This window comes from Corynebacterium sp. 335C, from assembly GCF_053525695.1.
On the sequence record NZ_JASTTB010000001.1, the window covers coordinates 452,694 to 471,176 of the forward strand.

9 protein-coding genes are annotated in these 18,483 nt (G+C 73.7%); 5 read left to right on the top strand and 4 right to left on the bottom strand.

The features are described 5' to 3' along the window. Positions 1-206: 206 nt before the first annotated feature. Positions 207-659 carry a 30S ribosomal protein S16 gene (gene rpsP / locus QQS41_RS02010; RefSeq protein ID WP_448851024.1) on the bottom strand — a complete coding sequence of 151 codons (453 nt, stop codon included), beginning with the start codon at positions 657-659 and terminating at the stop codon, positions 207-209. 524 nt (positions 660-1,183) lie between these two features. Between rpsP and QQS41_RS02015 the strand changes: the two genes are divergently transcribed. The 3 genes from QQS41_RS02015 to QQS41_RS02025 all read left to right on the top strand — a co-directional run bounded on the left by QQS41_RS02015 (position 1,184) and on the right by QQS41_RS02025 (position 8,372). Continuing rightward, positions 1,184-3,334, top strand: coding sequence for an acyltransferase family protein (locus QQS41_RS02015; RefSeq protein ID WP_448851025.1), 2,151 nt, complete (start codon positions 1,184-1,186; stop codon positions 3,332-3,334). Between the two features lie 211 nt (positions 3,335-3,545). Beyond that, positions 3,546-5,771, top strand: a complete 2,226-nt coding sequence (locus tag QQS41_RS02020) for an acyltransferase family protein (RefSeq protein WP_448851026.1) — start codon at positions 3,546-3,548, stop codon at positions 5,769-5,771. 45 nt (positions 5,772-5,816) lie between these two features. Further along, entirely contained in the window at positions 5,817-8,372 is a 2,556-nt protein-coding gene (locus QQS41_RS02025) for an acyltransferase family protein (protein ID WP_448851027.1), read from the top strand. Between the two features lie 138 nt (positions 8,373-8,510). Here QQS41_RS02025 and ffh read toward each other — a convergent pair whose 3' ends face one another. The 3 genes from ffh to ftsY form a co-directional block, all read right to left on the bottom strand. Next, the gene (gene ffh / locus QQS41_RS02030) at positions 8,511-10,139 is read right to left on the bottom strand and encodes a signal recognition particle protein (protein ID WP_448851028.1); all 1,629 of its coding nucleotides are present in this window, start codon (positions 10,137-10,139) and stop codon (positions 8,511-8,513) included. Positions 10,140-10,514: 375 nt separating this feature from the next. Next, positions 10,515-11,882: an ammonium transporter gene (locus tag QQS41_RS02035; RefSeq protein ID WP_448851029.1), complete on the bottom strand. Its 1,368-nt coding sequence runs from the start codon at positions 11,880-11,882 to the stop codon at positions 10,515-10,517. Positions 11,883-13,324: 1,442 nt separating this feature from the next. Continuing rightward, positions 13,325-15,079: a signal recognition particle-docking protein FtsY gene (gene ftsY / locus QQS41_RS02040; RefSeq protein WP_448851030.1), complete on the bottom strand. Its 1,755-nt coding sequence runs from the start codon at positions 15,077-15,079 to the stop codon at positions 13,325-13,327. Positions 15,080-15,249: 170 nt separating this feature from the next. On the opposite strand from ftsY, the gene QQS41_RS02045 reads away from it, so the two are divergent. Continuing rightward, on the top strand, positions 15,250-16,632 hold the full coding sequence (locus tag QQS41_RS02045) for an FAD-binding oxidoreductase (RefSeq protein WP_448851031.1): 1,383 nt from the start codon (positions 15,250-15,252) through the stop codon (positions 16,630-16,632). Positions 16,633-16,962: 330 nt separating this feature from the next. Then, positions 16,963-18,462, top strand: a complete 1,500-nt coding sequence (locus tag QQS41_RS02050) for a metallophosphoesterase (protein WP_448851032.1) — start codon at positions 16,963-16,965, stop codon at positions 18,460-18,462. The last annotated feature ends 21 nt before the right edge of the window (positions 18,463-18,483 follow it).

Sequence of the window (18,483 nt, forward strand, 5' to 3'; positions counted from 1 at the left end):
CGCCGGGACGGCACGGCCCCGACGCGGCCGCGGCCGGAGGCGACGGAGCCGCGGCGGGCACCGTCGCAAAGCACCTCACGCGCCCACCCGGGAGCTCCCCTGCGACCCCGGACACGGCGAACGCCGCCCCGGGTCGGCGGAAACCGACCGGGACGGCGTGCGATGCGCGCCCTCGGGCGCGGGATGCGGCGGGAACCGCGACGGGCCTACTCGGCGTCGTCGGCGGACTCCTCCACCTCGGCCTCGGCGGCCTTGGCGCGCTGCTCGTCCTTCTTCTTGCGGGCCTTCGCGGCGACGTCCTCGGCGGACGGGCCCTCGTTGGCCTCGGCGAGCGCCTTGTTGAAGAGGTCCAGCTTGGACGGCTTCTCCTCGGCGACCTTCAGGGTGCCCTCGGCGCCCGGCAGGCCCTTGAACTTCTGCCAGTCGCCGGTGACCTTCAGCAGGGCGAGGACCGGCTCGGTCGGCTGCGCGCCGACGCCCAGCCAGTACTGCGCGCGCTCGGAGTCGATGCGGATGACGGACGGCTCGGCCTTCGGCTCGTAGATGCCGATGTTCTCGATGACGCGGCCATCGCGGCGGGTGCGGGAATCCGCGACGACGACGCGGTAGTGCGGGGTGCGGATCTTGCCGAGGCGCTGGAGCTTGATCTTGACGGCCATGGGGGCCTGCCTTTCTCTTCGGTCACGGGGCAATTCTTGTGACACCCGCGGCATCGGGCCGCGGGCCGGTTTTGCCCTTGGGTTTGGGCTGCAGGTGACCACCGGGCGTCCGTGGGCGCTGCCGGTGTCTGCAGATGCCGCCGCCGGCGGATGAACGCCGGACGACAACTGCGGGAACATTACCAGGCCGGGGCGCGCGGGCCCAAGCCGCGGGGCGCGGCGCGTCGCGGGGCGGTTCCCGGGCATGCGGCGCGTCGCCGGACGGGTGCGGGGCTGCGGCGAGGAGGCTCGCGGCGCGGCGCGGGACGGCTGCGGGGTTGCGGCGAGGAGGCTCGCGGCGCGGCGCGGCACGCCCCGGGGGCATCGCGTGACGACGGCGGGCGCCCGGCGGAGAATCCCGGCGCCCCACCGGATCACGCGGGAGCACGAACGCCGGGCGACCACATTTCCGCAGGTGAAAAGACATGCCGGGCAATAACTTCGCATTATCGCAATCCAGGCCCAACCTGTTGCCTTGCCCGACCATGACGGCTCCCCCGACCCCCGCCCCGTCCGCCACGGCCGCGACCGGCTACCGCCGCGATCTCGACGGCCTGCGCGGCATCGCCATCGCGCTCGTGGTGCTGTTCCACGTGTACGTCGGGCGGGTCTCCGGCGGCGTCGACGTGTTCCTGCTGCTCTCGGGGTTCTTCTTTCTCGGCTCGCAGATCCGCAACGCCGACCGGCCGGGGACGTCCATCAACCCGTGGTGGTCGCTGTGGCGCACGCTGCGGCGCCTCTACCCCGCCCTGGTGACGGTCATCGCGGCCTCCACGGTGCTGGCCGCGTTCGTCGCCCCGGCGCTGCGCACCCGGGAGATGGCCGAGCAGATCCTCGCCCCCCTCGTCTACGCGCAGAACCTGAAGCTGACGCAGAAGTCCGCGGAGTACGGGGCCGCCGCCTACGACATCTCGCCGCTGCAGCACCTGTGGTCGATGGCGGTGCAGTTCCAGTTCTACGTCTTCGCGATCCTCGTCGTCGCCGCCATCGCCTGGTTCCACCGCCGCCGCGGCTCCCGCCCCGGCGCCGTCGCCCGCACCGCCCTGCCGCTGCTCGCCGCCGGCACCGCGATCTCCTTCGCCATCGCCGTGTGGCTGCACCGCGGGGATCAGCTGGCGAACTACTACTCCACCCCGGCCCGCTTCCGGGAGCTGGGCCTCGGCGGCCTGCTCATGCTCGTGCTCGCCCGCCGCGCCGCCGCCGGCCGCGGCCCGCTGCTCGGCGACCGCGGCGCCCGCCTCGCCGCGCCCGCCGGCCTGCTGCTCATCGCCGCCACCGGCCTGGTCATCGACGGCGCCGCCGAGTTCCTGGGCCCCCTGACGCTGCTGCCGCTGGGCGGCGCCGTCCTGGTCGTCCTCGCCGGCGCCCGCCCCGGCCCGACCACCACGTTCCTGGAGAGCCGTCCCGTCACCTTCCTCGGCGACATCGCCTACTCGCTGTACCTGTGGCACTGGCCGCTGCTCATCATCGCGACGAACCTGCTCGGGGATCCGCCTCCGGATCCGCTGACGGGCACCGTCATCATCGCCGTGTCGGTCGCGCTGGCATGGGCCACCCACCGCCTCGTCGAAAAGCCCCTGCAGCAGCACCGCCGCCGCCCGGCCGCCGGGGAGCCGGTCATCGCCCAGGCCATCACCGGGCTGCGCACGCGCCGCCCCGCGCGACTGCGGGCCCTCGGCGGCGTCGCCGTCGCCGCCGTCGCCGCCGCCTGCCTGGCGCTCACCCCGGCGACCGGCGCGATGATGGAGCACACCCGGACCACGCGCCCGGATCCGGCCGCCTATCCGGGAGCCGCCGCCACCGCCGACGGCGCCTCCGCCCCCGCCGTCGACCGCACCCTGCCGGCGTACCCGGTGCTCGCCGACGACGACGAGACGCCGCGGCAGGTCGGCTGCCTGTCGGGCACCGAGGACCCGCTCGACCACGTCGCGTCGACCGGCTCCGACGGGAGGCCCTGCGTCTACGGCGACCCGGAGGGAGACCGCACGATGGTCCTCATCGGCGGCTCCCACAGCGCGCACTGGTTCGGAGCCCTCGACGAGGTCGCCCGCAACCGCGGCTGGCGGCTGGAGCTGCGGCTGCGCGACGCCTGCCCGCCCGCGTTCGGCCGGCTGCCGGGCATGCCGGAGTACTGCGACGGCTGGGCGCGCGAGCAGCTGGAGGGCCTGGCGGAGGACCGCCCGGACCTCGTGGTGAGCACCACGACGCGCCCCCGCCCCGGCGGCGGCGACGAGGTGCCCGCGGGCTACCGCGCGTTCTGGGACGAGGTCGCCGGGCTGGGCATCCCGGTGCTGGGCTTCCGCGACCACCCGTGGACGACCGACGGCCACGGCACCGACCACGTCGCGGCGTCCTGCGTCGTCGCCGGCGGCGACCCCGTCGACTGCGGCCCGGATCGGGCGGCGACCATCGACGAGGTCGACGACGGCGCGGAGATGCTCGCCGCGTACCCGGATTCCCTCCAGGTCGACTTCACCGACGTGCTGTGCGGGCCGGAGAAGTGCCCCGCCGTCATCGGCAACCTGTGGGTCTACCGCGACGACGACCATCTGGCGACGACCTTCGTGAAGACCCTCGCCCCGGAGCTGGACCGCCGCGTCGGCGGGTACCTGGACGGGCTCGCGGCGCGGGCGTGACGACGCGGCCCGCGCCTCCCGCGCGGCCGGCGCCGATCGCGCGCTCCCCGCACCCCACGCTGCGCCCCTCCCTCCCCGCGGGCACCACCCGGCCCTCGCGCACCTCGCGTCCCGCCGCCCACGTGACCCGCCTCACCCGCAACCCATGAACCGCCCCGCATCACCGCACCTCATCCCCGCCGCCGGCCGCGTCTGCGCTAGGGTCCCGGCCGTGTCCGTGACGTCGACCAGCTCCTCCGATGTCCGCCGCACGCCCTACCGCCATGACCTGGACGGCCTGCGGGGCATCGCCATCGCCCTCGTCGTCGTCTTCCACGTGTTCGTCGGCCGGGTGTCCGGCGGCGTCGACGTGTTCCTTCTTCTGTCCGGGTTCTTCTTCCTGGGCTCGCAGATCCGCAACGCGGACCGCCCGGATTCCTCGCTGAACCCGTGGTGGTCGATCTGGCGGACGCTGCGGCGGCTGTACCCGTCGCTGGTGGTCGTGGTCGGCGCGTGCACGGCGTTCGTTCTGTGGCGGCTGCCGGAGATCCGCTCCGGCAACCTCGCCGATCAGCTGACGGCGACGCTGCTGTACTTCCAGAACGTCGAGCTGTCGGAGCAGGCGGAGGACTACGCGGCGGCCTCGAATTCCGCGTCGCCCCTGCAGCACCTGTGGTCGATGTCGGTCCAGGGGCAGTTCTACCTGAGCGCGATCCTGCTGGTCGCGGCCGTGGGCGCGCTGGTGCGCCTGCGCCGTCGTCACGCGCTGAAGAAGGCGCGCGACGGGGAGCCCGCGGATGCGCGTGACGACGGGACCTCCCCCGCCGACGTCCCCGATTACCGGCCGGGGCCCGTCGCGCGGATCATGCTGCCGATCGTCGCCACGGCGACGGCGGCGTCGTTCGCCTATGCCTGGTGGCTGCACGGCGAGGACCAGGCCCGCAACTACTACTCCACCGCCGCGCGGCTGTGGGAGATGGGCCTCGGCGCCCTGCTGGCGCTCATCCTGGTGCGCGTGCCGGTCGGCCGGGGCCGCTTCTCCGGGCTGGCCGCCCGCGTCGCGGTGCCCCTGGGCCTGGCGCTCATCGTCGCCACCGGCTTCGCGTTCGACGGCGCCTCCCTCTTCCCCGGCCCGTGGACGCTGCTGCCGCTGACCGGCGCCGCCCTGGTGGTCCTCGGCGGCCGCCGGGAGGGCTGGACGCGGGCGCTGCTGGCGGGCCGCCCGGCGCGGTGGCTCGGCGACATCGCCTACGCGCTGTACCTGTGGCACTGGCCGGTGCTCATCATCGCGCTGCACGTGCTGCACGTCGACGAGCCGACCCGGAAGGTCGGCGTCGCGGTCGTCGCGGTGTCGGTGGTGCTGGCGTGGGCGACGCACGTGCTGGTGGAGCGCCCGATGCTGCAGCGCGGCCGCCGCCCGAAGCGCAAGGAGCGCGTGGTCCGCGACGCGGTCGCCGGCCTGCGGTCCTCCCGCCCGGCGCGGCTGCGCGCGTACGCCGCCGTCGCCGTCGTCGCGGTGGCCTCGTCGATGGCGTCGGCCTCGTGGTTGCAGGGCGACCGCATCGAGTGGGCCCGCGCCCTGGAGCTCGATCCCGCCGACTACCCCGGCGCGCGGGCGGTGACGGAGGACGCCCCGGTGCCGACGGTGCCGGCGTTCATGCCGCCGTACGACGTGCTGGACGAGATGTGGCCGCGCGTCGCCTCGGAGGGCTGCATCTCCACGGTCGACGACCCGGACGACCACATCGCGCGGACGAAGGAGGACGGCACCCCCTGCGTCTACGGCGACCCGGACGGCGAGCACGTGATGGTGCTGGCCGGCGGCTCCCACAGCGAGCAGTGGTTCTCGCCGCTCGACGCCATCGCGCGGGAGAACGGCTGGCGGCTGGAGGTCATGCTGCGGCCGGGCTGCGCGACGACGCTGCTGCCCATCCCGGAGATGGGCGACCGGTGCGTCGAATGGTCGCATGCCGTGGTGGATCAGCTGGTGGAGGACGAGCCGGACCTCGTCGTCACGACGACGACCCGCCCGGGCTCCAGCAACACCGACTACACCCCCGACGGCTACCGGGAGTTCTGGGCGCGGCTGGCGGAGGAGGACATCCCGGTGCTGGGCTTCCGCGACACCCCGTGGCCGGTGGAGGACGACCTCGAGCCGTACTACCCGGCCGAGTGCGTCGCCGCCGGCGGCGATCCGGTGGAGTGCGGCCCGCTGCGCGAGCTGTCCTACTCCCCCGTCGACGACGGCGTCGAGGCGCTCGCCGATCACCCGGGCGCGATGACCGTGGACGTGTCCGACGTCCTGTGCGGTCCGGTGCACTGCCCCGCGGTCATCGGCAACGTGTGGGTGTACCGTGACGACGACCACCTGTCCGACCACTTCGCCCGCTCGCTGACGCCCATGCTGCGCGACCTCATCGCGCCGCACCTGCGGAAGCTGGAGCGGGGCGGCGCCTGACGCCGGGTCGGGAATCCAGCCACGCGACGAGGAGGACGCGCCCGCATGACCGACGGAGCCGACGGGGACGATCGGGCCGACGCCGCCGAGGGGCGCGCCGGCGACGAGCCCGCCGACGCCGCCCGCGACGGCGCCGCGGGGATCGTCCCCGCGGAGCTCCGCCGCCCCGAGGCCATCGAGCCGGGCGCACCCGCGCCGGAGGACGCCCCTGCCGCGGACGAGACGGATGAGCGTGACGACGGCTCCCCCGCCGGCTCCGAAGCCGCCGACGCGAAGGACGACGCCGCGGACGCGGATGAGCGTGACGACGAGTCCCCCGCCGGCTCCGGGTCGTCCGACGCGGACGGGGACACGGACACGGACACGGACACCGACGGGGCCCTCTCCGAAGCCGACGAGAGCGACGCGGACGACGACGCCCCCGACTCCGACGACGCCTCCGCCGACGCGGACGACGCCCCCGACTCCGACGACGTGACGACGGCCACCGCCGCCGAGCCGCTGCCCGCCCGCCGCAACGATCTCGACGGCCTGCGCGGCATCGCCATCGGCCTGGTCGTGCTGTTCCACGTCTACGCCGGCAAGGTCTCCGGCGGCGTCGACGTGTTCCTGCTCCTGTCGGGCTTCTTCTTCCTCGGCTCGCGGCTGCGGTCGGCGGAGGACCCGTCGCGGCCCATCCGGCCGGTGGCGTGGGCGTGGCGGGCGATCCGCCGCCTGCTGCCGGCACTGCTGACGGTGCTGGCGGCGACGACCGCGGCGATATTCCTGTGGTTCCCGCAGCTGGCGACGCTGGACTTCGCCCGCCAGCTCACGGCGAGCGTCCTGTACTTCCAGAACATCGAGCTGTCCCGCCAGTCGGCGGAGTACGCGGCGGCGTCGGTGGACGTCTCGCCGCTGCAGCACCTGTGGTCGATGTCGCTGCAGGGGCAGTTCTACCTGGGCGCCATCGTCGTGGTGGCGGTGGTCGGCGCCATCGCCAGGGGCCGGACCCGCGCGGTGCTGGCGCTGCCGCTCGTCGCGGCGACGGCGGCGTCGTTCTGGTGGGCGTGGCACCTGGAGGGCGTCGATCAGGCGCAGAACTACTACTCCACGTGGTCGCGGATGTGGGAGCTGCTGCTCGGCGGCGCCCTGGCCGTCATCGGCGCCCGCGCCCAGCTGCCCGCGACGGTCGCGCGGTTCGCGGCGCCGGCGGGCCTGCTGATGATCATCGTCACGGGCGTCCTCTTCGACGGCGCCGCGCAGTTCCCCGGCCCGGCGGCGCTGTGGCCGGTGGCGGGCGCGGTGCTCATCATCATCTCGGCGCGCGGGGCGAACCCGGCGTCGTCGGCGCTGCGCTCCGGCCTGGCGCTGTTCCTCGGCCGCACCGCCTACGCGCTGTACCTGTGGCACTGGCCGCTGCTCATCCTGGCCACCGTCGCGCTGCCGGGCGACGACGAGCGCCCCGGGTTCCTGCTGGGCACCGCCGTCATCGCGGTGTCGGTGCTGCTGGCGTGGGCGACGCACCGCTTCATCGAGGAGCCGCTGCGCGACCGCCGCTCCTCCCGCCAGGCGGGGCGGGAGCTGGCGGAGCGCCGCTCCCCGCTGCCGCCGCTGCCGCGGACGTGGCCGGGCGTCGGCCGGGCCGTGGCGGGCATGGTGCTCGTCGGCGTCGCGGCGACGCTGCTGACGGTCCTGCCGAACCAGCAGCAGCGGCTCGACGACGCGTTCGCCGGCCGCCTCGACCCCACCCGCCACCCCGGCGCCCTGTCCGTCACGGACGACTGGGACGTGCCGGAGGGCGTGGAGCCGGGCCCCGACCCCGAGCTGGTGCGCGACCTGGTGCCCGGCCCGGGCCTCGACGACTGCCTGACGTGGGGCGACGAGGAGCCGGACCGCATCACCACCGTCAAGCGCGCCGGCCCGGGCGAGGGCGCGGAGTGCGTCTACGGCGACCCGGAGGGCGACCGCACCGTCATGCTCGTCGGCGGCTCCCACAGCGAGCAGTGGTTCCCGGCGCTGGACGCCGTGGCCCGCGAGCGCGGCTGGCGGATGCCGGTGGTGCTGCGGCAGGGCTGCGGTCTGGCGCTCGGCCCCATCGAGGGCGTCAACGAGGCGTGCCCCGAGTGGACGGAGGCCGTCGTCAAGCACATTGAAGAAGGGAAGCCGGACGCCGTCGTCTTCAGCGCCACCCGCCCCGAGGGCGTGGAGGGCTTCGAGGGCGACCGCGACGGCGACTACGTCCCCGACCCGTACGTGGAGTTCTGGGACGAGCTGGACCGGATGGGCGTGCCGTTCGTCGCGCTGCGCGACAACCCGTGGCCGACGGACGAGGAGGGCGTGCCGTTCGAGCCGACCGAGTGCGTCGCCGACGGCGGCTCGGAGGCCGAGTGCTCCTTCGACCGGAACATCGCCCTGGACCGGGAGAACCCGGCGGACCGGCTGCTGGAGGACTACGACGGCGCCCTGTCCGTCGACCTCACCGACGCCATCTGCCCGGGCGACGAGTGCCCGCCGGTCATCGGCAACGTGTACGTCTACCGCGACTCCAACCACCTGACGCAGGCCTACGTCCTGACGATGCAGACGGAGCTCTCCCGCCGCCTCGCCGGCTTCCTCCGCTAGGCGGCGCCGGGGCCGCGCGCGGGAGCCGTCGCAACGCCTCCCACCGCGCGCGACGGGGTGCGTGACGACGGACGCCGCCCGCGACCACGTGCGGTCGCGGGCGGCGTCGTCGTTCCCGGGGGCAGCCGGGGAGAAGGCCTAGCGGCGCTTGCGCTTCGGCCCGTTCTTGCCCTTCGCCGGCGGGCGGGCGGAGTAGCCCTTCGGCACGCCGCCGGGGCCCTGGGGGCCGCCGCCGAGGTCGAGCTTCGACAGGTCGATGTCGTCCATGCCCGGGGGCAGCTGGTCGCCGAACTGCTTCTGCAGCTCCTTCATGTCGGGCATGCCCTCCATGCCCGGCATCCCCGGCATCCCGGGCATCCCCTGCGGGCCCCGGCCGCCGCCGCCCTTGCGGCCCTTCTTGCGCTTGCGGTTGTTCTTGCGGCCGCCCGGCAGGCCCATGCGGCCGGCCATCTGGCCCATCATCTTCTTCGCCTCGTTGAACCGGTCGACCAGCTGGTTGATGTCCGAGACGGTGACGCCGGAGCCGTTGGCGATGCGCTTGCGGCGGGAGGCGTTGAGGATCTTCGGGTTGGCGCGCTCCTCCGGCGTCATGCCGCGGATGATCGCCTGCACCCGGTCGAGCTGCTTCTCGTCGACCATGTCGGCGATCTCCGACATCTGGGAGCCGCCCGGCATCATCTTCAGCAGGTTGCCGATGGGCCCCATGCGGCGGATCATCAGCATCTGCTCGAGGAAGTCGTCGAGCGTCAGCTCGCCGGTGCCCATCTTCGCGGCCGTGGCCTCCGCCTGCTTGGCGTCGAAGACCTGCTCCGCCTGCTCGATGAGCGTCAGGATGTCGCCCATGCCGAGGATGCGGTTGGCCATGCGGTCCGGGTGGAAGACGTCGAAGTCCTCCAGCTTCTCGCCCGTCGACGCGAAGAGGATCGGCTTGCCGGTGACCTCGCGGATCGACAGGGCGGCGCCGCCGCGGGCGTCGCCGTCCAGCTTCGTCAGGACCACGCCGGTGAAGTCGACGCCGTCGCGGAACGCCTGCGCCGTGGTGACGGCGTCCTGGCCGATCATCGAGTCGATGACGAACAGGACCTCGTCCGGGTTGATGGCGTCGCGGATGTCGGACGCCTGCTTCATCAGCACCTCGTCGATGCCGAGGCGGCCGGCGGTGTCGACGATGACCACGTCGTGGCGGTGCTGGCGGGCGAACGCCATGCCGCGGCGGGCGGCCTCCACCGGGTCGTCGCCGGACGTGCCCATCTCGTGGACGGAGTCGACGGCGGTGCCGGGGAACGGCGCGAACGTCGGGACGCCGGCGCGCTCGCCGACGATCTCCAGCTGCTGGACGGCGCCCGGGCGCTGCAGGTCGCACGCCACCAGCACCGGGGTGTGGCCCTGCTTCGCCAGGTGCTTCGCCAGCTTGCCCGCCAGCGTCGTCTTGCCGGCGCCCTGGAGGCCCGCGAGCATGATGACGGTCGGCGGGTTCTTCGCCATGTTGAGGCGGCGGGTCTCGCCGCCGAGGATCTGGATGAGCTCCTCGTTGACGATCTTGACGACCTGCTGCGCCGGGTTCAGCGCCTGCGACACCTCCGCGGAGGCGGCGCGCTCCTTGATCCGCTTGATGAAGGCGCGGACGACCGTCAGCGAGACGTCGGCCTCCAGCAGCGCCAGGCGGATCTCGCGGGCCGTGGCGTTGATGTCGGCCTCGCTCAGGCGGCCCTTGCCGCGCAGATCCTTCAGTGCGCCGGTGAGCCTGTCGGACAGCGATTCGAACACGTGGCGTCTGCTCCCTGTGTCTGTGGTCGGCGGGGTCGCGGCGGTCGACGGCCGCCGCCCCCGGTCGGGCTTCAACCCCGTAACCATACCCGCCGGCGTCCGCCGCCGGTCCAGGCGGTGCCGTGCGGCACGTGGGGTGCGGCGCGCGGCACGTGGCCCAGGGAGGGTCGCCGCGGGATGCGGCGGGCGCGTCGCCGGGCCGCGCGTGACGACGCCGACCGCTCCCCTCCCGCGCCGGAAACGCGCGGCCGCCCCGCCCGGCGGGTGCCGGGCGGGGCGGTGGACGTCGTCACGCGGAAACCGGTGGCGACGGAACGGGTGCGTCGGACGCGGCGGGCGACCCGGCCCGCGCGCCGTCCGCGCGGACCCGGGGCCCTAGCGGGCCGCGGCGGCGACGGGCTCCTCCTCGGAGGAGTCGGAGAGGAGCTCCTCGTCGTCGTAGCGGTAGGCGTCCTCTCCGTGGACCGAGGAGTCGATGCCCGCGGTCTCGGCGGTGCCGCCGATGCGCCAGCCCATCGTCTTCTTCAGCAGCAGCGCCAGGATGAGGGTGACGACGCCGGTGAAGGCCATGGCGACCAGGGCGATGACGATCTGGACGACGAAGAGCTTGAAGCCGTCGACGCCGCCGGTCAGCCAGCCCTTGTCGGTGGCCAGCAGGCCGACCGCCACGGTGCCCCACAGGCCGGCGACCAGGTGCACGCCGACCACGTCGAGGGAGTCATCGTAGCCGAAGCGGTACTTCAGGCCGACGCCCAGGCAGGCCAGCACGCCGCCGACCGCGCCGAGGATGAGGGAGGTCACCGGGGTCATCGTGCCCGCGGCCGGGGTGATGGCGACCAGGCCGGCGACGATGCCGGACGCGGCGCCCAGGGAGGTGGAGTGGCCGTCGCGGATGCGCTCCACGGCGAGCCAGGCGAGCATCGCGGCGGCAGTCGCGGCGGTGGTGTTCAGCCACGCCAGGCCCGCGGCGCCGTCGGCGGCGAAGGCGGAGCCGCCGTTGAAGCCGAACCAGCCGAACCACAGCAGCGCGGCGCCGAGCATGACCAGCGGCAGGTTGTGCGGGCGGTGCGGGGCCTGCATGAAGGACAGGGACTTGCCGATGACCAGGACCAGGACCAGGGCCGCCATGCCGGCGTTGATGTGGACGACGGTGCCGCCCGCGAAGTCGATGGGCGCGATGGCGGCGACGGTCTCGCCGTCCTCGGTGACGGTGCCGAACATCTTGGCGGCCAGGCCGGACTCGGAGTGGCTGAGCAGGCCGCCGCCCCACACCATGTGGGCCATCGGGAAGTACGCGAACGTCGCCCACAGGCCGGTGAAGACCATCCAGGTGCCGAACTTCACGCGGCCGGCCAGCGCGCCGGAGATCAGCGCGGTGGAGATGATGGCGAACGTCAGCTGGAAGCAGATGTCGATGACGTTGGCGTAGCCGTAGGCGCCCTCGACGTAGTTGCCCTCGGCGTCGACGATCTGGTCGGTGAGGCCGAACATCTCGAACGGGTTGGAGAAGATGCCCGCGATGGACTGGGTGCCGTAGGACATCGACCAGCCCCACAGGACGTAGATGACGCCGACGACGCCCATGGCGCCGAAGGACATCATCATCATGTTGATGGCGGCGCGGCGTCCGGCCATGCCGCCGTAGAACAGCGCGAGGGCGGGGGTCATCAGCAGCACGAGTGCCGCCGAGATGAGCATCCATGATGCGTTGCCCGAGTTTGTCATCATCTGATCCGGTGTCATCGAGTCTCCTCCGGTGGCACCGGGTCCGCAGAGCGGCCCGGTGGGGTCGTTTCCTTTGACGCTCCTGAGAATGCCGGGGCCGTGTTTCGCCGATTCGGCGCCGAAGGTTACGTGTTCATCTCCTTTCGTCACGTGATGCGGCCGTAATGGCGGTTTATTTTTCGTGTGCGTTACGACGGAATGCGAGGCCTGTTGCGCGGCCGCGGCGGGCGCCGGCGGGGTCGGCGGCGGGGCGCCGGCGGGGTCGGCGGCGGGGCGCCGGCGGGGTCGGCGGCGGGGCGCCGGCGGGGTCGGCGGCGGGGCCCTGCCGGGACTCCGTCGTGCCGCAGCCGCCTCCCAGGCTCGCCGCCGGGACTCCGCCGGCACGCCGCCGGGTTCCCGCCGGGCGCCGTACTCCCCCTCTCCGGCGTCAATATCTTCCGCATCGCGGAAACCGTGGGAGCCTGCACGCCCCCTCCCCTCTCCCACCCGCCGGCGCTGCGTCAACCCCGCCCCGCCGACCCCTCAACCCGGCCCCGACGGCCCTCAATGCCGCCCCGGCGGCCGACAACCCCGCCCACACCCGGGCGCCGGCACCCCGCACCAGGGGTTAACGCCCTTTAGCGGGCCCAACACCTCAAAACCGACCCCAAAACCCCAGGACCACTCGTGCGCCTGGCCCGCTAAAGCGCGTTAACCCCATCGGCATACGCGTTCCGATGCCCACGACCCGCCTCAGCGGCCCGCTCCACTCCTCTCCGCCCCTCGCCCGCCCGGCCGAACCCGTCCAACGCTCCTCCGTCGCCGGCCGGACGAACCGCGTGCCCCGAATCCACCGCCCCCATCCCCACCTGGCGGGGGTTAATGCGGTTTAGCGGCCCAAACACGATCCGGCACCTGGGGTTTTGCCGCCGAATCTGTCGCGTACGGGCCGCTAAATCCCGTTAACCCCGTCGACATGCACGGTCATGCGGGTTTACGAGTCCCCGGACCTGCAGCTTCGGCGCTCCCCGGCCCCGTCAGCCCCCAACCAACTCCGGCCATCGCCGACAACCGCCGGCCACCGCTGACCACCGCCCGGCTCCGGCCCGACAGGGGGTTAATGCGGTTTAGCGGGATGAACGCGATTCGGCTCCTGGGCTTTTGCCGCCGATTTCGTCGCGTTCATCCCGCTAAAAGCCCTTAACCCCTCGGACGCCGACGCTCCGGCGCCGGAAGCGCACTCCGCTGCCCTCCCTGAGCGAGTGAAAAGGGCTCCCCTCCCGAACAGGCGAAACGGCCAACGCCCCGGACACGTGAAAACCCCCGGACGGCCCCCGGCACGCGAAAAGGCCGCCGAGCCAGACGACCCGGCGGCCTCCACCGCGGCTACGCGGCACCGCGACACTGCAGCACCGAGGCTATGCGGCCCTGCGACACCGCGAAACCGCGGCTACGCAGCGACGCCCATCAGGGCAAAAGCACTACTTCCCCTTGCCGCCGAGCAGGGCGTCGACGAAGCCCTCCGGCTCGAACGGAGCGAGGTGGTCGGCTCCCTCGCCGAGGCCGACGAGCTTCACGGGCACGCCGAGCTCGTGCTGGACCTGGAAGACGATGCCGCCCTTGGCGGTGCCGTCGAGCTTGGTCAGGGCGACGCCGGTGATGTCGACGACGTCGCGGAAGATGCGCGCCTGCATGAGGCCGTTCTGCCCGACGGTGGCGTCGAGGACGAGGATGACCTCGTCGACCTTGGCCTTCTTCTCGACGACGCGCTTGACCTTGCCCAGCTGGTCCATGAGGCCCTGGGAGGTGTGGAGGCGGCCAGCGGTGTCGACGAGGACGACGTCGGCGCCCTGGTCGACGCCGGTGGCGACGGCGTCGAACGCGACCGAGGCGGGGTCGGCGCCCTCGGCGCCGCGGACGGTGTCGGCGCCGACGCGGCGGCCCCAGGTCTCGAGCTGGTCGGCGGCGGCGGCGCGGAAGGTGTCGGCGGCGCCGAGGAGGACCTTGTGGCCCTGGGCGACGAGGACGCGGGCGAGCTTGCCGACGGTCGTCGTCTTGCCGGTGCCGTTGACGCCGACGACGAGGACGACGGCGGGCTTGCCCTCGTGGGGCAGAGCGCGGATGGAGCGGTCCATGTCGGGGCCGCACTCCTCGATGAGCACCTCGCGCAGCAGGGCGCGGGCCTCGGCCTCGGAGGAGACGCCGCGGGAGGCGATGCGCTCGCGGAGCTTGTCGACGACGGACATGGTCGACTCGGCGCCCAGGTCCGCCATGATGAGGGTGTCCTCGATCTCCTCCCAGGCGTCCTCGTCCAGGTCGCCGGCGCCGAGGAGGCCGAGCACGGAGCCGCCGATGGCGGACTGGGAGCGGGCGAGGCGTCCGCGGAGGCGGCCGATGCGGCCCTCCGGGTCGTCGATCCGGTCGAGCTCCTGCGGCTCCGCGGGCGCCGGGGCGGCGACGGACTCGCCGGCGTCGACGGCCTCGGCCGGGGCGTCGGCGACCTCGGGGACGGGCTCGGCGTCCGGGTGCAGGGCCTGCGCATCGGCGTCCGCGGCACGCTCGTCATCGGAGGGCGTGACGACGGTTCCCTCCGCCTCGTCGGCGATCTCCGGCTCGACGTCGGCCGGGGGCACGGCGGTGGGGGCGATGGACTCGTCGGTCCGGTCGGCGGGGGCCTCCGGCTCCGGGGCGGCCTCCGGCTGAACCTCCGGCTCGGCCGGCTCGACGGCCTCCGGCTGGACCTCCGGCTCGACCGGCTTGACCTCCGGCTCCGGCTCGACCTCCGGCGCGGGCGCCGTGGCCTCCGGCGCAACCTCCGGCGAGGCCTTCGACTCCGGCTCAACCTCCGGCTCCGGCGTGGTCTCCGGCTCCGGCGCCGGCTCGGCCTTCGGCTCCGGCTTCGGCTCCGCGGGGGCGGCCGGCGGCACGACCGGCGGGGTCATCGGCTGCGCCGGCGCTTCCTTGTCCTTCCGCCCGCCGAGCTCCTGGCCGGGCAGGACCTCCGGCTCCTTCTCCTTCGCCGGGTCGGCGACGGCGGGGCCGGCGGAGAAGTTGAAGCCGCCCTGGGCCTGGTAGTTGCCCGACTTCTCCTCGCGGGTCAGCTCGCGCGGCTCCTCCTTCTTCTCCTCGAAGGAGATGGTGCGGTTCTTGCGCCGCACCGCCCCGACGATGAGGAGGATGGCGATGAGGAGGACGACGACGACCGCCGCAAGGATGATCCAGACGATAGGTTCCATGCCCCACAGTCTGGCAGCAGCGGCGCCGCCTGTCAGCAGCACCCCTCCGGCCGCCCCGCCCGGCGACGGCGGACACCGGCCCATCCTCCCCCGGCCGGCCCGCCCGCCGGCGGCCGCCCCGCCCTCCCCTCCGCCCGGAGCATGACGGGTCACCGTCTACGATGCCGACCATGGACAACGCCACCGCCCACCCCCGCATCCAGGACCTCATCGACGCGCTGCCGGACAAGGCCGTGCTGACGGACCCGGATCTGGTGGACACGCAGTCGCGGGACCACACCGACACCATCGCGCCCGGCCGCGCCGTCGCGGCGGTGCTCGCGACGTGCACGGAGGACGTCGTCGCCGCGGTGAAGTGGGCCGACGCCAACGAGGTCCCCGTCGTCACGCGAGGCGCCGGCTCCGGCCTGGCGGGCGGCTCCACGGCGACGGACGGCTGCCTCGTCATCTCCGTGTCGCGGATGCGGGACATCGAGGTCAACGCCCACGACTTCACCGCGCGGGTGCAGCCCGGCGCCGTCACGGCGGACGTCGACGCGGCGGCCGCGGAGTACGGTCTGATGTACGCGCCGGATCCGTCGTCGGTGCGGATGTGCTCCATCGGCGGCAACCTCGCCACCAACGCGGGCGGCCTGCGGTGCGTGAAGTACGGCGTCACCCGCGCCCACGTCCGCGACGTAACGGTGGTGCTGCCCGACGGGCGGGTGCTGAAGACGGGCCACCAGACGGTGAAGGGCGTGTCGGGCCTCGACCTCGTCGGCCTGTTCGTGGGGTCGGAGGGCACGCTCGGCGTCATCGTCGAGGCGACCGTGGCGCTGCTGCCGCGCCCGACGGACGAGCCGACGACGATCCTCGCCGGCTTCGACGACGTCTCCAACGCGATGGACGCCGTCGCCGACGCGATGCGCCGCGGCCTGGACCCCGAGCTGATGGAGTTCATGGACCGCAACACGCTGAAGGCCATCGACGACTGGAAGGGCACGGACTACTCCGGCTACGCGGGCCTGCTGCTGGCGCAGGTGCGGGGCGAGGGCGGCGCGGAGCGCGGCGCCCGGATGGCGGAGTGCTTCGAGTCGCACGGCGCGGTCGACGTGATGGTCGCGGAGACGCGCGCAGAGTCCGATCAGCTCGTGGAGATCCGCCGCCTGGGGCTGCCGGCCATCGAGCGGATGGGCCACTACCTGACGGAGGACATGTGCGTCCCGCGGTCGGCGCTGTCGGAGATGATGCGCCGCGTCGACGAGATCGCCGCCGCCCACGGCCTGACGGTCTACACGTGCGCGCACGCCGGCGACGGCAACCTGCACCCGGTGTTCGTGTGGGACGACCGCCCGGCGACGGAGATTCCGCCGGAGGTGTGGGCGGCCGCGAAGGAGATGTTCCGGGCGGCGCTGGAGCTCGGCGGGACGCTGACGGGCGAGCATGGCGTCGGCACGCTGAAGCAGGAGTTCCTCGCGGAGGAGCTCGGCGAGGTCGGCGTCGCGGTGCAGCGCGCCATCAAGGCGACGCTGGACCCGAAGGGCCTGTTCAACCCGGGCAAGGCGCTGGCGTAGCGCCCGCGTCGCGCGCCGCGCGCGGGTGCTGCGCCCGCGTGTTCGCGTGACGACGGCCGCCGCCCCGGCCCCGTGGCCCCCGCCCCCGCGGCGGGGGCTTCCGCATGTTCGCGTGACGACGGCCGCCGCCCGGGCCGGCCGCGCCGCGGAACCGTGCGGCGGGATCGTGCGGAGGGGCGGCCCGGCGCCGTTTCCCCGACGAATCCTCATGTGGCCGGATCGCCCTTTCCGCGTAACCTCCGGTTCACCCGGGTGCGAGGTTGAGGACACGTCACATTGGCATGGTGTCGCGCTGAGATGACCCGTCCCCGAACCGGAAAGAGCAGCCCCATGCCCCTGCGCCCCCAGTCCCGCGCCGTCCGCGGCGGCCTCGCCGCCGCCTCCGCCACCGCCCTCGTGCTCGGTCTGGCGCCGGCCGCCGTCGCCTCCCCGCTGGGGGACCTGCCGTTCGGCGGGCTGCTGCAGGCCGGCGAGGACGCCCCGGCCGCCCCGGTGAAGTCCGCGGGCGAGGTCCCGCAGGAGGACGCGGGCGCCGAGGGCGCGGGCGCGGAGGGCTCCGAGGGCGCCGGCGACGCCGCCGGCCCCGACGCCGACCACTCCGGCGAGCCGGCCGTCCCGGCGGGCGACCTCTCCCCCGCCCCGGCCGCCCCGTCGGACGAGGCGCAGGCGGCGGAGACCGCCTCCCGCATCGTCATCTCCCCGCTGGCCGACGCCTCCACCGCCGTCTACGTGTCCTTCCTGCTCCCGGCCCGCGGCGCGACCGTGGAGTACCGCCCGGCCGGCGGCGGCGAGACCGCGTCGGTTCCGGCGGACGCCGCCCCGGGCTTCGGCGGCTACCACCACACCGCGACCATCGAGGGCCTGGCCGCCGGCTCCGGCTACGAGTACCGCATCGTCCCCGCGGGCGAGCCGGCCGGCCCGTGGTACGCGTTCGACACCGCGCAGGCGGGCTTCGCCCCGTCGGACATCATCTTCTTCGGCGACGCGCAGAACGGCCTGGACACCGACTGGCCGGTCACCGCCCGCGCCGCCTTCGCCGGCGTGCCGGACGCGGACCTGCTGCTGCAGACCGGCGACCAGATCGACGTGGCGCTGGACGACGGGGAGTGGGCCGACTACTTCTCCGCCATGGACGGCGTGCCCGCGACGACGCAGATGCTGCACTCCATCGGCAACCACGAGTACACCGACGCCTCCGGCCAGGCGTTCCGCAACCACTTCGAGCACCCGAAGAACGGCCCGGCCCCCATCCAGGACTCGACGTACTACGTCGACCACCAGGGCGTGCGGATCATCTCCCTGTCCGCGAACTCGCTGTTCTACGGCAAGCAGGCCGCCTTCCTCGACGAGGCGCTGGAGTCCAACCCGCACCAGTGGTCCATCGTCATGTTCCACCAGCCGGTCTTCAACGGCTCCGACTCCCGCAACGACCCGAAGCAGTTCGAGGCGTTCGGCGAGATCATCGAGCGCCACGACGTCGACCTGGTGCTCAACGGCCACGACCACACCTACGCCCGCGGCCACATGGCGGACAACAACAAGGGCGACGGCACCAGCGACGGCCCGGTGTACGTCCTCGCCACCGCAGGCGAGAAGTTCTACGACGCCGGCCCGGAGAACCGCTCCTGGTCGGACAACGGCGCCGACCGCGTCGTGTGGGCGCAGGAGCTGTCGACCTACCAGCACATCGAGGTCGACTCCTGCCGCCTCGAGCTGACGGCCCACATCACGCTGGCCGGCGACGACCCGAAGTCCTCCTCCGGCGTCACCGAGGGCGTGCTGGACAACTTCACCATCGACAAGTGCGGGGAGGGGAAGGTCGTCCGCTAGGACCTCCGATCCCCCGACCCC